The sequence below is a fragment of the Streptomyces capitiformicae genome (genome assembly GCF_002214185.1).
In the GTDB taxonomy this organism is placed as follows: domain Bacteria; phylum Actinomycetota; class Actinomycetes; order Streptomycetales; family Streptomycetaceae; genus Streptomyces; species Streptomyces capitiformicae.
Genome location: NZ_CP022161.1, coordinates 2,547,789 through 2,562,631, shown reverse-complemented (window position 1 = coordinate 2,562,631; position 14,843 = coordinate 2,547,789). Strand labels below are relative to the sequence as shown.

General features: G+C 70.5%; 12 protein-coding genes and 1 pseudogene. 3 read left to right on the top strand and 10 right to left on the bottom strand.

Annotated elements, in window-relative coordinates; translation table 11 throughout:
* Window positions 1–106: 106 nt before the first annotated feature.
* The 9 genes from CES90_RS11320 to mshD all read right to left on the bottom strand — a co-directional run bounded on the left by CES90_RS11320 (window position 107) and on the right by mshD (window position 9,855).
* A complete protein-coding gene (locus tag CES90_RS11320) occupies window positions 107–520 on the bottom strand; it encodes an NUDIX hydrolase (protein ID WP_189784497.1) in 414 nt (137 codons plus the stop codon).
* Window positions 517–1,824, bottom strand: a complete 1,308-nt coding sequence (locus CES90_RS11315; protein WP_229913990.1) for a CHAD domain-containing protein — start codon at window positions 1,822–1,824, stop codon at window positions 517–519. Before CES90_RS11315 ends, CES90_RS11320 begins: the two co-directional genes overlap by 4 nt.
* Window positions 1,805–4,039 carry an RNA degradosome polyphosphate kinase gene (locus tag CES90_RS11310; RefSeq protein ID WP_189784613.1) on the bottom strand — a complete coding sequence of 745 codons (2,235 nt, stop codon included), beginning with the start codon at window positions 4,037–4,039 and terminating at the stop codon, window positions 1,805–1,807. Before CES90_RS11310 ends, CES90_RS11315 begins: the two co-directional genes overlap by 20 nt.
* A 527-nt stretch (window positions 4,040–4,566) precedes the next feature.
* Complete coding sequence (locus CES90_RS11305) at window positions 4,567–5,574, bottom strand: ABC transporter permease (protein WP_189784498.1); 1,008 nt, start codon at window positions 5,572–5,574, stop codon at window positions 4,567–4,569.
* Window positions 5,571–6,599, bottom strand: coding sequence for an ABC transporter permease (locus CES90_RS11300; RefSeq protein WP_189784499.1), 1,029 nt, complete (start codon window positions 6,597–6,599; stop codon window positions 5,571–5,573). Before CES90_RS11300 ends, CES90_RS11305 begins: the two co-directional genes overlap by 4 nt.
* Complete coding sequence (locus CES90_RS11295; RefSeq protein ID WP_189784500.1) at window positions 6,596–7,486, bottom strand: ABC transporter permease; 891 nt, start codon at window positions 7,484–7,486, stop codon at window positions 6,596–6,598. Before CES90_RS11295 ends, CES90_RS11300 begins: the two co-directional genes overlap by 4 nt.
* Window positions 7,483–8,388 carry an ABC transporter ATP-binding protein gene (locus tag CES90_RS11290; protein WP_189784501.1) on the bottom strand — a complete coding sequence of 302 codons (906 nt, stop codon included), beginning with the start codon at window positions 8,386–8,388 and terminating at the stop codon, window positions 7,483–7,485. The genes CES90_RS11295 and CES90_RS11290 overlap by 4 nt, the downstream gene beginning before the upstream one ends.
* Window positions 8,385–8,786 (bottom strand): GntR family transcriptional regulator, encoded by a 402-nt coding sequence (locus tag CES90_RS11285; RefSeq protein ID WP_189784502.1) that lies wholly within the window; start codon window positions 8,784–8,786, stop codon window positions 8,385–8,387. The genes CES90_RS11290 and CES90_RS11285 overlap by 4 nt, the downstream gene beginning before the upstream one ends.
* A 139-nt stretch (window positions 8,787–8,925) precedes the next feature.
* Window positions 8,926–9,855, bottom strand: a complete 930-nt coding sequence (mshD, locus tag CES90_RS11280; protein WP_189784503.1) for a mycothiol synthase — start codon at window positions 9,853–9,855, stop codon at window positions 8,926–8,928.
* A gap of 309 nt (window positions 9,856–10,164) precedes the next feature.
* Here mshD and CES90_RS11275 point away from each other — a divergent pair, with 309 nt between their 5' ends.
* A complete protein-coding gene (locus CES90_RS11275; protein ID WP_189784504.1) occupies window positions 10,165–11,982 on the top strand; it encodes a bifunctional metallophosphatase/5'-nucleotidase in 1,818 nt (605 codons plus the stop codon).
* 314 nt (window positions 11,983–12,296) lie between these two features.
* On the top strand, window positions 12,297–12,833 hold the full coding sequence (locus CES90_RS11270) for a GNAT family N-acetyltransferase (RefSeq protein ID WP_189784505.1): 537 nt from the start codon (window positions 12,297–12,299) through the stop codon (window positions 12,831–12,833).
* 228 nt (window positions 12,834–13,061) lie between these two features.
* Here the strand turns inward: CES90_RS11270 and CES90_RS11265 are convergent, their stop codons facing one another.
* Window positions 13,062–14,372, bottom strand: coding sequence for an RNA-guided endonuclease InsQ/TnpB family protein (locus tag CES90_RS11265; protein WP_229913991.1), 1,311 nt, complete (start codon window positions 14,370–14,372; stop codon window positions 13,062–13,064).
* Here CES90_RS11265 and tnpA point away from each other — a divergent pair.
* A pseudogene (tnpA, locus tag CES90_RS11260) lies at window positions 14,358–14,842 on the top strand (IS200/IS605 family transposase). The gene CES90_RS11265 and the pseudogene tnpA overlap by 15 nt on opposite strands.
* Window position 14,843 lies beyond the last annotated feature (1 nt).

The window sequence follows — 14,843 nt, the reverse complement described above, 5'->3', positions numbered from 1 at the left end:
CTTCTGCGTGGCCCGCTGCTCGTGCGGGTGGCGGGGGCCGGCGCGAAGAGCGCGGAGCCTGGCACGGGTGGACGCGCAGGGGCACGCCGCGTCCGGTACGTAAGCGCTACGCGTGGCGGAGGGTCGCCAGGAACTCGTCGATCAGTTCGCGGTCGCGGGGCTGGGTGAGTTGGTCGCGGGCGGCGGCCGGGGTCAGCCAACGGACCTGGTCCACCTCTTGGTTGGGGGTGAAGTGGCCGTCGGTCGCCTCGGCCGCCCAGTAACTCACCTGCTTGGCACGGCCCTTGACGAAGTAGTGCGTCGTGGGCAGCCGGGGGCCGGGCTGGCAGCGGTAGCCGGTCTCCTCCTCGACCTCGCGCACGGCACCGGAGAGGGGGGCCTCGCCGCGCTTCAACTTGCCCTTCGGATGGGACCAGTCGTCGTACTTCGGTCGGTGGACCAGGCAGATTTCCAGCTCTTCGGCGAGGGGGGAGCCGCGCCACAGGACGCAGCCCGCCGCCTGGATGATGCTGTCGGTCAAGGGGTGCTCACCGCCTCCTTCTGCCAGGACTGCTGGAACGCGAAACGGGCTGCCTCCACTTCGTGGCGCTGGTCGGCGTGGAGGACGCCGAGGGCGTAGGCGGTGGCCGGGGCGATGCGGGGGGTGCGGGCGGCGGAGGCCGCCGCGGAGGCCGCCTCGGAGGCGTCGCGGTGGCGGTTGAGGGCCTCGCAGGCGGCGAGGAGGCGCAGGTCCGGGGGTACCGCGTCGCCGTGGCGGACCTCGAGGGCGTAGCGGTGCAGGCGCAGGAGGAGGCGGACCTGGTGCCAGGGGGCGTCCTGGGGGTGGGGGGCGGTGTCGGGGGAGAGTCCGTGGATGAGGGCCTCGGCGTTGTAGGGGTGGCCGGCGGTGAGCAGGGGGAGGCCGGTGACCGCGTCGCGAAGGCGGTCGTGGGCGGCGGCGGCCAGGGGGCGGAGGTCGGCGGTGGCCGCGGTGGGGGTGAGCGGGACCTCGCTGGCGAGGACGGCGACGTTGTCCGCGACGGCGTGGAAGCGGGAGGAGCCGAGGGCTTGCAGGGCGGCGGAGTGGGCTCGGGTGCGGGCGAGGGTGAGCTGGCGGTCCAGTAGGGCGCCCGCTTTTGCCGCGCCTACCGTGAGGTTGCCCCGGTCCGGGGTTGCTGTGGGGCGGGTACCTGGGCCGGCGGTGCCGGGTTCCTCCCCCACTCTCGGCTTCTCCCCCACTCTCGGCTTCTCCCCCACTCTCGGCTTCTCCCCCACTCTCGGCTTCGCTCGAGCGGGGGGACCCCCATGAGCGGGGGGACCCCCATCGCCCACCCGTTCCGCCCCAGCGGAACGACTGCCCACAGCGGGGGCGGGGGCGGAACGGCTGTCCGTAGCGGGGGTGGCGGTGGAACGGGTGCCCGCGGCGGGGCCGGCGGCGGAACGGGTGCTCGTGGAGCGGTTGCCCGCTGCCGACTGGGTCGGGAACGTTGTCGCGCCCGAGAGGCGGTTCAGGGCTGTGACCAGGCGGTCCAGGCGGGCCGCGTAGGCGTGTTCGCGGCCCAACGTGCCGGAGAGCCAGGCGAGTTCGGGGCGGAGGGATTCGGACCAGTCCGCGTCCAGGAGGGGCCGGAAGGTGTGGAGGGTGCCGCTGATGCGGCGGGCCGAGCGGCGCAGGGCGAGGGCCGCGTCGGTGGACTCCTCGGTTCCGGCGGCTGTGCCCCCACCGGTCTCCCGGTAGGTGCGCAGCGCGCGCAGGAACTCCGTGGCACGCGCCCGCAGATACCCGGCGAGGGCGTCCGCGGGCACGGCGGTGGGGTCCGTGGGGTCAAGGTGTTGCGTTGCCACGCCGGCGCCTCCGGGCGTCAATGAGCATCTCCTGGACATTGCGCAGGGGCTGGCCGTCCGAGTCCGTCGAGTGCCGGGTCCACTCGCCGTCCGGACCGAGGTGCCAGGAGGAGGTCGTGTCGGACATACCGGTCTCCAGCAGGCGGTTGAGGGCCGCCCGGTGGGCCGGGTCGGTCACCCGTACCAGGGCTTCTATCCGGCGGTCGAGGTTGCGGTGCATCATGTCGGCGCTGCCGATCCACACCTCGGGCTCGCCGCCGTTACCGAAGCCGAAGATCCGGGAGTGCTCCAGGAAACGGCCGAGCACGGACCGTACGCGCACGTTGTCCGACAGGCCGGGGACACCCGGACGTACGGCGCAGATGCCGCGCACCCAGATGTCGACCGGCACGCCGGCCTGGGAGGCGCGGTAGCAGGCGTCGATGAGGGCCTCGTCCACCATCGAGTTGACCTTGATGCGGACATGCGCGGGACGTCCGGCACGGTGGTGCTGGACTTCCTTGGCGATGCGGGCGATCAGGCCGTCGCGCAGGGACTTGGGCGCGACGAGCAGCCGGCGGTAGGTCTCGCGGCGGGAGTAGCCGGAGAGCCGGTTGAACAGGTCGGACAGGTCCGCGCCGACCTGCGGGTCGGCCGTCAGCAGGCCCAGGTCCTCGTAGAGCCGGGCCGTCTTCGGGTGGTAGTTGCCGGTGCCCACGTGCGAGTAGCGGCGGAGGGTCTCGCCTTCCTGGCGGACCACCAGGGACAGCTTGCAGTGGGTCTTGAGGCCGACGAGGCCGTAGACCACGTGGCAGCCCGCCTCCTCCAGCTTCTTCGCCCACTTGATGTTGGCCTGCTCGTCGAAGCGGGCCTTGATCTCCACCAGGACGAGGACCTGCTTGCCGGACTCGGCGGCGTCGATCAGCGCGTCGACGATCGGGGAGTCGCCCGAGGTCCGGTACAGGGTCTGCTTGATCGCGAGGACGTCCGGGTCGTCGGCCGCCTGCTCCAGGAAGGCCTGTACGGACGTGGAGAAGCTGTCGTACGGGTGGTGCAGCAGGACGTCGCGCTCGCGCAGGGCGGCGAATATGTCGGGTGCCGACGCCGACTCGACCTCCGCCAGGTCGCGGTGGGTGCCGGCGATGAACTTCGGGTACTTCAGCTCGGGGCGGTCCAGGCCGCCGATGCCGAAGAGACCGGTGAGGTCGAGAGGGCCCGGCAGCGGGTAGACCTCGGCCTCCTTGATCTTCAGCTCGCGTACCAGCAGGTCCAGGACGTACTGGTCGATGGACTCCTCGACCTCCAGGCGCACCGGCGGGCCGAAGCGGCGCCGCATGAGCTCCTTCTCCAGGGCCTGGAGCAGGTTCTCGGCGTCGTCCTCCTCGACCTCCAGGTCCTCGTTCCGGGTGAGGCGGAAGGTGTGGTGCTCAAGGACCTCCATGCCCGGGAACAGCTCTTCGAGGTGGGCGGCGATCACGTCCTCGAGCGGCACGTACCGGTTCGGGGAGGCCTCCAGGAAGCGGGAGAGCAGCGGCGGGACCTTGACCCGGGCGAAGTGCCGGTGACCCGAGACCGGGTTGCGGACGACCACGGCCAGGTTCAGCGAGAGACCCGAGATGTACGGGAAGGGGTGGGCCGGGTCCACGGCCAGCGGGGTGAGGACCGGGAAGATCTGGTGCTTGAACAGCGTGAAGAGGCGGGCCTGCTCCTTCTCCGTCAGCTCGCTCCAGCGGACGAGGTGGATGCCCTCCTCGGCCAGCGCGGGGGCGACGTCCTCGTGGAAGCAGGCGGCATGCCGGGCCATCAGCTCGCGGGAGCGGGCCCAGATCATCTCCAGCACCTCGCGGGGCTTGAGGCCGGAGGCGGACTTCGTGGCCACACCGGTGGCGATACGGCGCTTCAGGCCGGCCACGCGGACCATGAAGAACTCGTCCAGGTTGCTGGCGAAGATCGCCAGGAAGTTCGCCCGTTCGAGCAGGGGCGTGTTGGGGTCCTCGGCGAGTTCGAGGACCCGCTCGTTGAACGCGAGCCAGCTGCGCTCCCGGTCCAGGAAGCGGCCCTGGGGCAGCTGCTCGCCGTCGTACGGGGCCTCCTCGTACGCGTCGAGGTCGGCGTCGAGGTCGGGTTCCAGGTCGGAGACCGCGGCCGTCGTGGTGTGCCGGCGGTGGGCGGCTATGGAACCGACGGAAGGCTGCGGGTGCTGGACCTGGGTTGCCTGGGCGTTGGACTGGCTCATAACACCATTGTTCCGCGCGGCGAGCATTACGGGCGCGTCAGAGAGTGCCGGGGGGAGCGCGGCGGGGAACGCGGCGACATGTCCGGCGATGTCCGCGTCGATCCTGGCGACGACATCGGCGACGTGGCCGGTGGAGTCGCTGGTGGCGCCGGCGGTGGCTTCCGGGTGGACGGCCGAGCCGGTGGCCGTGGCCGCATGGTGGCCAACCCCCTTGCTCTTCCCGTTGCTTGGGCCGCTGCGTGGGGGAGGCGAGGGCTCGGGCACGACGGGGTTCATTGCGGAAGCGTCGCAAGGTCGTCTGAATCGCCGGTTACGGGGACCTTACGTGCGGGATATCGCAGGGAGGCTCACGGGCGTCCACGGGGGCGCCCGGAGCGCTCCGTTGAAGCCCCGGACACGCCTTCGGTACGCCCCTCCCCCCGTAGGAGGGGCGTACCGGTTCGGGGGCCGCTCGTGGGGTGGGTGCGGCGGGCCGTGAGTGCGTGGGGGCGCGGCGGGCCGTGAGTGCGTGGGGGCGCGGCGGGGTCTCAGTGGGTGGCTGTGCGGCGGCGGAGCAGCCAGAAGGCGGCGGTGACGGCGAGGGCGGTGACGGTGAGGACGATGCCGGTGGCCATGAGATGCAGCGGCCAGAAGTGGGAGGGCGGGTGCACGTCGGCGTACAGACCGGTGATGTTGTGGTTGGTCATGCACGCGGAGAGGGACTCGTCGGCCTCGGCGCCGAAGCAGTTCAGGAGGACGTCGTCGGCCCGGGTGCCCGCCTCCGTGATCACGCCGAGGTCGATGTGCTGCGCGTCGTTCGGCACCCTGCTCGCGGCGAAGCCCGTGAGCCGCTCGGTGGGCCACAGCCATCTGGTGTTCCGGTCGAGATACACGTGGAAGAGGGCCATGAAGCCGAGGGCCACGACCAGCGCCGGCAGTGCCCGCTTCAGGGCGAGGCCCGCCAAGGCGCCGACGGCCAGCCCGCACAGGGCGTACGCCACCGTCAGGGGGCCGAGGGCCACCATGGGGTCGGGGTTGTACCACTGGTAGCCGTACATGTCGTGCTTCGGTGCCCAGAGCTCGCGGTAGAGCAGGAACAGCACGGTCGTGCCGAGGGCGAGGAGCGCGGCGGGCACGGCCAGCCGGGCCACCAGCCAGCGGGTAGGGGTGACGGACTGGGCCCAGGCCAGCTGGGCCGTGCCGCGCTCCAGCTCACGGCCGATGAGCGAGGCGCCGGCCCAGGCGGCGACGCCGTAGGTGAGGTAGGCGATGAGCGTCGCGGCCGTGCTGACGCCGTCGCCGAAGGTGATCAGCGCCTCGGCGTCGACGCAGTCGGACTCCGACAGCGGGCAGCCGGGCAGCTTCGTCCGGGCCTGCTCCAGCGTCACGAACCGCAGCCACAGCAGCCATCCGGCCAGCAGCAGTACGTACGCGGCCCATACGAGCAGCGCCGGGCGGTGCAGGCGCAGGACGGTCCAGGTCAGGCCACGGGGGCGCCGGCCCGGGTCCTCAAGGCCGGCGGGAGTGGTGGTGGCGGGTGCGGCGGTGGTGGTCATGGGGTGGTGCCTCCCGTACGCGGGGACGAGACGCCCGCCGTACGGCGGCGCAGCAGGGCGAAGGCGGCCAGGACCAGCAGGGCGGCGAGGGCGAGGGCGATCCCGGTCTCGACGAGCTGGAGGGGCCAGAAGTGGGAGGACGGGTGGTAGTCGCGGTAGTAGCCGGTGATGCCGTCGGCACCGAGGGCGCACTTCCCGCCGGAGAGACATGGGTCCGGGACCCGGTCACCGCCGGGGCCCAGGGCGCCATCCGTGACGATCATGCCGACGGTGTCCGGATAGCCCTCCTTCGGCGACGTCGTCGCGGTCACGACCGGCCACAGGTACGGGCGCAGCGCCGCGAACCCGTAGAGCAGGCCCACCATGGCGAAGAAACCGTAGCCGAGCGAGGTCAGGGACCTGCGGGTGAGCAGGCCGATCAGGACGCCGGCGGCGAGGCCGAGCAGGACGTGGGCGGTGGCGAGGGGGCCGTTGGCGATGAAGATCTGGCTCTCGTGCCACTCCCAGGTGCCCCACTGGCCCCGTTTCTCGATGTACTCCGACCACATCAGCCGGTGCGGCAGGGTCAGCAGGAGCGTGCCGGCGGTGAGCAGGGCGGCGGGCACGGCGAGCTTGGCGGTCAGCCAGCGGGCGGGTGAGACGGACTGGGTCCAGGCCAGCTGTGCCGTGCCGTTCTCCAGCTCGCGGCCGATCAGCGCGGCGCCCGCCCAGAGGGCGGCCAGGATCGGGGCGAGGCCGATGACGGCCGAGCTGAGCTGGACGGCCGTGTCGTACCGGTCGTACGCCGGGCCCGAGTAGTCGCAGCCCAGGTTCGGCTCCCCGTCGTGGCAGCCCGGCCGGTCGTACTCGGCCCAGGCGGCGTCCCCGCCCGGCCCGTACGCCCAGAGCAGTGCCCCGGCGGCCAGGGCCACGAGCAGTGCCCAGAACGACCCCGCCGAGGCGTGCAGGCGGAGCATCGCCCAGGTCAGGCCGCGGGGGCGGAGGCGGGAGCCGCCGCGGGCGGGGGTCGTCGTGGTGGCGGTCATCGGGTGCCTCCCGTGTGGCGGCGCAGGAGGCGGAAGGAGAGCAGGACCAGTACGGCGGCGAGGGCGAGGGCGATGCCGGTCTCGACGAGCTGGAGGGGCCAGTAGTGGGAGGAGGGGTGGAGGTCGATGAAGTCCGGTTCCGTGGTCCTGACGACGAGGGTCTCGGCCGGCCACATGCTGCCGCGGTACGACACGAGGGTGCTCGTGGCGAGGGCCGTGCCCAGCAGGCCGACGGCGAGCGCGGGCAGCGAGCGGCGGAGCAGCAGGCCGGCGCAGACACCGATGGCCAGGCCGAGCAGGGCGTGGGCGGTGGCGGCGGTGCCGTGGGCCGTGAAGGTCGCGGTGTCGAACCAGTCCCGGGTGTTCAGCGCCCGGCGGAGGTCGGCCTCCGACCACCACACCAAACGGTTCAACAGAGTCAGCAGGAGCGTCCCCGAGACGATCAGGGCCGCCGGGACGGCGAGCTTGGCGGCCAGCCAGCGGACCGGGCCGACGGACTGGGTCCAGGCCAGCCGGGCGGTGCCGGTCTCCAGCTCGCGGGCGATCAGCGCGGCGCCCGCCCAGGCGCCGATCAGCTCCGGGGCGAGGCTCAGGACGAAGGTGCCGAAGGTGACGGCCGTCTCGTACTTGTTGTACGCCGGGCCGACCTCGCAGTAGTCGGTCTCCAGGCACCCGCTCTTCACGTACTCGGCCCAGGCGGCGTCCACGCCCGGTCCGGCCGCCCAGAGCAGGGCCCCGGCGGTCAGGACCACCAGCAGTCCCCAGAACCACACCGCCGACTGGTGCAGGCGGATCATGGCCCGGAACAGGCCGCGGGCCGGGCTCACGGGGCGGGGGGCCGGGGCCTCGGCCGCCGTCCCGACGGCCTTCACGGTCGCGGCGCTCATACGGCGGCCTCCTGGACCTCGGTCTCGTCGCCGCCGTCCACGAGGGTGAGCGCCGGGGCCTGCGGTGCCCGCAGGTGGGCGAGGACCAGTTCCTCCAGGGTCGGTTCGTCGGTCTGCCAGCCGGCGCCGACCGGGCCCTGCGGCCGGATGAGCGCGGTGACCTGACGCCCTGTCGTACGGGACTCGACGACGGTGTGCGGGGCGAGGTCGCCGGCCGGGCCGGTGACCAGGGTGTGCGCGGCGAGGAGTTCGTCCAGCGGGCCCGCGAGGCGGACGCGGCCCTCACCGAGGAGGAGCAAGTGGTCGCAGGAGCCCTCCAGTTCGGCCACCACGTGCGAGGACATGACAACCGTGGTGCCGTGCTCGGCGGAGTCCGCGAGCAGGGTGCCCATCAGCTGGTGCCGGGCGAGCGGGTCGAGGTCGGCCATCGGCTCGTCCAGGAGCAGCAGTTCGGGGCGCTTGCCCAGGGCGAGAGCGAGCGCGACCCGGGTGCGCTGGCCGCCGGAGAGGGAGCGGATCTTGGCGTCCCGGTCCAGGCCGCCCTCGTCCACGACCCGCCCGGCGACGGCCGCGTCCCAGCGCCCGGGGTTGAGCTCCCGGCCCAGGCGCAGGGTCTCGGCGACGGTGAGCTGCGGGTAGAGGGGCTTGTCCTGGGCGACGTACGCGATGCGCTCGCGAGCCCCCGCCGGGGTCGTACCCAGCACGTGGATGCTGCCCTCGGTGGGCGCGAGCAGACCGGCCGCGTGGGCCAGGAGCGTCGACTTGCCCGCGCCGTTCGGCCCGACGAGCGCGCAGACGCGCCCCGCCGGGATCCGCAGCGTGCAGTCGTGCAGCGCCCAGCCGGCCTTCCGCCGGCCGAACTTCTTGCCGAGTGCGGCTGCCTCCAAAGCTGTGCTGGTCATGCGTCGTCCCCCTTGAGGTGTTCTTCCTTGAAGTGTTCTTCCAGTACGGAGTTGAAAAGCGCGGCCACGTCGTCCCGTTCGAGTCCCGCCTCGCGGGCCCGGTCCGTCCAGGCGGACAGCTCGGCATGCAACGGGGAGTCCGCCGGGGTCGACCCCAGCGACTTCCGTACGAACGTGCCGAGACCCCGCCGTGCCTCGACCAGGCCCTCGCGCTCCAACTCGCGGTAGGCCTTCAGGACGGTGTTCGGGTTGATCGCCGTGGCCTCCACGACCTCGCGGGCCGTGGGCAGCTTGTCCCCTGGTTCCAGCAGGCCGAGGCGCAGAGCCTGTTTGGTCTGCTGGACGATCTGCAGGTAGGTGGCGACTCCGCTGCGCCGGTCGATTCGGTACTCGACCACGTGCACCACCCTTTCACTAATTGAGTAGTGAAAGGGTGGTGTAAGAGAGGGGGCGGTGTCAACATCACCGCCCCCAGCCTGTGGATAACTCCCGTTGACTCCCGTTGACTCCCGTTGGCTGCCGTTGGCTGCCGTTACATCAGGTTTCGCTGCGGTACATCAGGTCCGTCTCGTACGTCGCGAAACCGAGGCGCTCGTACACGGTCACCGCCGCCTTGTTGTCGGCGTCGACGTAGAGCATCGCGGTGGGCAGGCCCTGGGTGGCCAGGTGGCGCAGGCCGATCGTGGTGAGGGCCTTGCCGAGGCCGCCGCCCTGGGCGCCGGGGCGGACGCCGACGACGTAGACCTCGCCGAGCTGTTCGGCGGCGTGGACCTTGGTCCAGTGGAAGCCGATGAGTTCACCGTCCCGGAAGGCCAGGAAGAAGCCGGCCGGGTCGAACCAGGGCTCGGTCTTGCGGTCGTCGAGGTCGCGCTGGGTGAGGCTGCCCTGTTCGGGGTGGTGGGCGAAGGCGTCCGCGTTCGCGGCGAGCCAGGCCCCGTCGTCCTCGCCGGGGACGAAGGTGCGGACGGTGACGCCGTCGGGGAGGACCGGCTCGGGCGGGTCGAAGTCGGCGAGGGAGCGGCGCATCTGGCGCAGTTCGCGGAAGAGGGTGAGACCCAGGACCTGGGCGAGGTGGCGGGCGGCGGAGTGGCCACCGTGCGCCCAGACGCGCAGGCGTTTGCCGGACTCGGCGAGGAGGGCGGAGCCGAGGGCCCGGCCGTGGCCGTGGCCCCGGTGGGAGGGGCGGACGACCAGCTCGGCGGCAGGAGCCTCCACGAGGTCCGTGTCCTCCAGTTGGGCGTAGCCGACCAGTTGGTCGCCAACGGTGAGGAGGAGGTGCCGGATGCCCTCACGGGGGCCGCCGCGGAGTTGCAGCCGGCCCTGCTCGGACACTGCCTGTTGGCCGTCGACCTGGGCGGCCTCTTCGAGGAGGGTGAGTACGGCGTCCTTCTGGGCGGGGGGCAGTTCCAGGCGGGTTTCGATACTGCGTGCGGCTGCGCCGGGCCGAGCCGTGTCGTCGCTGGTCATGGGTATGAGGTTAGCTCCGAGGGGGTGGGGGCTGCCTATGAGCTCGGCCGGAAACCGTGGTCTTGCGGCTGCGGGTGGTTTGTGGCTGATCGCGCCCCGCGGCGGAGCCGCATATGTCACAGTCTCGCGCCCCTTGCGGGGCCCGCAATCAGCTCGTAACCATGAACCCCCTCCCGTGCTACGCGCGTTGACCCTAGGCTTCGGCCGGACGGGGCCTTGTTCTCACGTCTCTCCTACTTCTCGTACGAACCCTTTCAAACCTTTTTGAACCCTTTCGAACCTTACGAACCTTACGAACCAGGGGGGCACATGTCAGCCACACCCCAGGCGCAGCGCCGTAGAAGCCGCCGTAACCGGATCCTCGCCCTCGCGGCCGGGATCGCGACCGTCGGCGCGCTGGCGGCCGCCATTCCGGCGAGCGCCGGTGAGGCCAAGACGTACAAGCCGGGCAAGGGCAAGCTGAGCCGGTACCAGGATGTGCAGCTGCTGTCGTTCAACGACCTGCACGGCAACCTGGAGCCGCCGGCCGGTTCCTCGGGCCGGGTCACGCATGTCCACGAGGACGGCCACACCGAGACGATCAACGCCGGTGGTGTCGAGTACCTGGCCACGCATCTGCGCAAGGCCCGCGAGGACAACAAGTACTCCATCACGGCGGCCGCCGGTGACATGGTCGGCGCCTCCCCGCTGATCTCCGGTCTGTTCCACGACGAGCCCACCATCGAGGCGCTCAACGGCCTCGACCTGGACGTGACCAGCGTCGGCAACCACGAGTTCGACGAGGGTGCCAAGGAACTGGCCCGTCTGCAGAAGGGCGGCTGCCACCCCACCGACGGCTGTTACGTCGAGGGTGAGGAGTTCGAGGGCGCGAACTTCCCGTACCTCGCCGCGAACGTCATCGACGACAAGACGAAGAAGCCGCTCCTGAAGCCCTACTGGGTGTGGAAGAAGAACGGCGTCAAGATCGGCTTCATCGGTGTGACCCTGGAGGGCACCCCGGGCGTCGTCTCCGCCGAGGGCGTCAAGGGCCTCACCTTCAAGGACGAGGTCGAGACGATCAACAAGTACGCCAAGGTGCTGGAGCGCCAGGGCGTCAAGTCGGTCGTCGCGCTGATCCACGAGGGCGGTGCGCCCGCCTCGCAGGCGTACAACTACGACTGCGACTCGCCCGGCGCCGGTGACGGCATCTCCGGTCCGATCGTCGACATCGCCAAGAACATCACCCCGAAGGTCGACGCCCTCGTCACCGGCCACACGCACGCCGCGTACGCCTGCACGATCAACGACCCCTCGGGCAAGCCGCGCACGGTCACCTCGGCCGCGTCCTTCGGCCGCCTCTACACCGACACGACGCTGACGTACGACCGCTGGAGCGGGGACATCTCCCGTACGGCCGTGAAGTCCGCCAACCACGTGGTCACGCGTGACGTCGAGAAGGCCGCCGACATGACGGCCCTCATCAACAGGTGGAACACCCTCGCGGCGCCGATCGGCAACCGCGCCATCGGCTACATATCCGCCGACGTCCCCAACACCGGCACCGAGTCCCCGATGGGCGACCTCATCGCCGACGCGCAACTCGCCGCCGGCAAGGCGCTCGACCCCGAGACCGACCTCGCCCTGATGAACCCCGGTGGTGTGCGCGCGCCGCTCACCTACGCGGCCAAGGGCACCGAGGGCGACGGCGTGGTGACCTACGCCGAGGGCTTCACCGTCCAGCCGTTCTCCAACACCGTGAACCTGCAGGACTTCACGGGTGCCCAGCTGATCTCGGTCCTCCAGGAGCAGGTCTCCGGCTCGAACACCGCGTCCCCGAAGATCCTCCTGCCGTCGACCGGGTTCACGTACACCCTCGACCTGACGAAGTCCGGCGCCGACCGTATCGTCGTCGACTCCGTCAAGCTCAACGGTGCGGCCATCAACCCGACCGCCACGTACCGCGTCGCGACGAACAGCTTCCTCGCGGGCGGCGGCGACAGCATCCCCACGCTCGGCCAGGGCACGAACGACCTGGTCGGTGGTGACGACCTCGCGGCGCTGGAGGCGTACCTGCTCGCCAACTCGTCGGCGACGAGCCCGCTGGCCCCGCCGGTCGCGAACCGGATCACGATCGTGCAGAAGCAGTAGTCGACGTACAGCTCCAGCAGTTCCCGAAGGGCCCGAGGCATCCGCCTCGGGCCCTTCGCGGCGAACTGCCCGGGCTCACCAGTCGGATGAGCGAAACGTAGTTATGTGGTGGCAGCCGGTCACCGCATGCCCGGCGCCCAGGCGACGTCGGGCCCCCTCCTCGGTTCGGCCTCGCGGCCTGGCCGACCAGCGTCCGAAGGGACGTGCCACGCGGGCTGACGGCTTCTGCCGTTCAGCACCAGGGCACGAAGGCGATGGGCTCACATCCCTGAGCAACATTGCGGATCACTGAGCCAGTCAGAGACGCTTCCACCATGCGCGACACCACACACGGCAACGGCATAAGCATCAGACCAGGCGCCCCAGCCGACGCGTCGGCCATCCTGGCCATGCTCGACTCCGCGGTGAACTGGATGAACGCGCGCGGCAACACCGAGCAGTGGGGCACGATCCCGTACTCGCAACGCCCCGGCGGGCCGGAGCGGGTCGAGCGCTACACGACCGAGAACGACCCCCACATCGCCGAGCTGGACGGCGTACCGGTCGGGGCCCTCGTGCTCGACTCCGGCCCCAGCCCGCAGATGCCGATCGCGCCGGCCGGTGAACCCGAGCGGTACGTCCGGTTGCTGGTCTCCGACCGGCGGTACGCGGGGCGGGGCATCGGGGCGGCGCTGCTGGCCCACGCCGCCGAGGAGACCCGGCGGGCCGGCGTGGACCTGCTGCGGGTCGACTGCTGGGCGGGCGGCGGAGGCGAACTGGTCGCGTTCTACGAGCGCAACGGCTTCACACCGACCGAGCGTTTCCTGTCCGACTCCTGGCCGGGACAGGTACTGGCCCGTCGGCTCGGCTGACGGCCCACGCGGGCGGCGATGCGGGTGCCGTGCCCTGGGCTCTCAGCAGGTCGAGGGCTACGGGACCGTTCTCGGCGAGTACGGTCCCGTAGCCCTCGAACGCGGGAGGGATCAGCGGGAGCAGGTCTTCGGATCCAGCTTCTCCTCCACGTCGGAGATGCCGTCGATGTAGTAGCCGTACGATTGAAGTTCTCCCCTCCTTCGCAAGCTCAGGAAGGGGATTCCCGTCTACCTTGCGGCGACAGGCTTGACGGTTTTAGCCGCCCTGCGACCGCGCCTTCCGGCGGCCGGGACCTCCACGATGTCGTGGCTGATCCGGTACAGGTGCAAGATGTTCCTCGCTGTGTTCCAGTCGGCGTTGCACTGGAAGTCGCAGTCGGGGTTCTTGCATACGAACGTGGCCTGGTCTTCCCTGCTGCCGGGGACGGTGAATCCGCATGCGGAGCAGCGTCGGGAGGTGTTCGGGGCGGGAACCTTGACGATCTGGCCGCCGTAGCGGGCGAGCTTGTACGTCAGTATCGTCACCGTGCGTCCCCACGCCTCTTGTGCGATGGAGCGGTTGAGACCGGCCTTGGCTTTGACGTTCTTGCCCGGCTCCTCGATGGTGCCCCGGGCGGACTTGACCATGTTCGTGATGTTGAGCTGTTCGACCACGATCACGCCGTACGTACGGGCGAGGTAGGTGGTCGTCTTGTGCTGCCAGTCCAAGGCTCGTCGCGTGGCTTTTGCTCGGAGCTGCTTGATCTGGTCGTAGGTGTGCTGCAAGCGGCGGGAAGTCTTCTCCCCCTTCTTGCGGAAGCTCTTGCGGTGTGCGGCCTGCCGTTCCAGCTTGAGGAGTCTGGTCTTCTCCTTCGGGGTGAGCCATTTGTCCCGGTCGGCGGTGCCGTCCGGCAGGAGTGGAGGACGCCCGTGGTCCTGGTGGTCCTTGTTGGACAGGGCGAGGGGGATGTTCACTCCGGCGTCGATGCCGACTTCCGGGCCTTGGTGGGGCTGCGGCTTGGCTTCGAGGGTCTGGATGCGGAAGGCGATGTGCCAGCCGAGCGCATCCTTCACCAGCCGGGCGCCGGTGATCCGGTTGTCGGTGCCTGCTCGCTTGCCCACGGGGAGGTCTTTGGTCCAGCGGAAGCGGACGCGGCCGATCTTCTGCAGGTTGACCATGCCCCAGCGGCGGTGGACGCGGACGATGTTCAGGTCACGGCCCTGCGGGATGTCCACGGACATCGGCGACCGGAACCGGGCCTTGAAGTTCGGCTCCTCTGCCCGGCCTTCCCAGCAGTTCACCCAGGCACGGAAGTACGTCTTCAGCACCGCCTGGGATGCCTGCGCGGGCAGCTTGGCGAGGAAGTCGAGCTCTTTACGGGCTTCCCGTATCGCCGCATCAGCGGCAGCGAGGGTCCGCTTGTCCTTCGGCATCATCTGCCACCACGCGTGCAGGCAGTTCCACATAGTGCGGGCCGCGTGCGCCTGGTCGTCCATGACCCGGATCTCGGCAGGGCTGAGCGCCAGTCGGGCGCGGTGCCCGAACTGCCGCTTCACCATGCCAAATTCACTCACAGTGATCGCAATGCTACACTTGGTTTTTCGCCGCGTTGGAATCCGAATCCCGATGCCAGAACCGGCCGCCACGTCGTCTACAACTTCACGTCCACTTGGTGTTCGTCACCAAGTACCGGCGCAAAGCATTCACCAACGAGATGCTGACGCGCTGCGAAGAGATCATGCGGGAGGTCTGCGCGGACTTCGAGGCCGATCTGAAGCAGTTCAACGGCGAAGAGGATCACGTACACCTGCTCGTGCACTACCCGCCGAAGGCCCAGCTCTCCAAGCTGGTCAACTCCCTCAAGGGAGTCTCCGCCCGCCTGCTGCGCAAGGAGTGCGACGCACACGTCCACAGGTACCTGTGGGGCGGACACTTCTGGTCCGGCTCCTACTTCGCCGGAAGCTGCGGCGGGGAGCCCCTGACCGTCGTGAAGCAGTACATCGAGAACCATAAGCGCCCCGTGGGCTGAG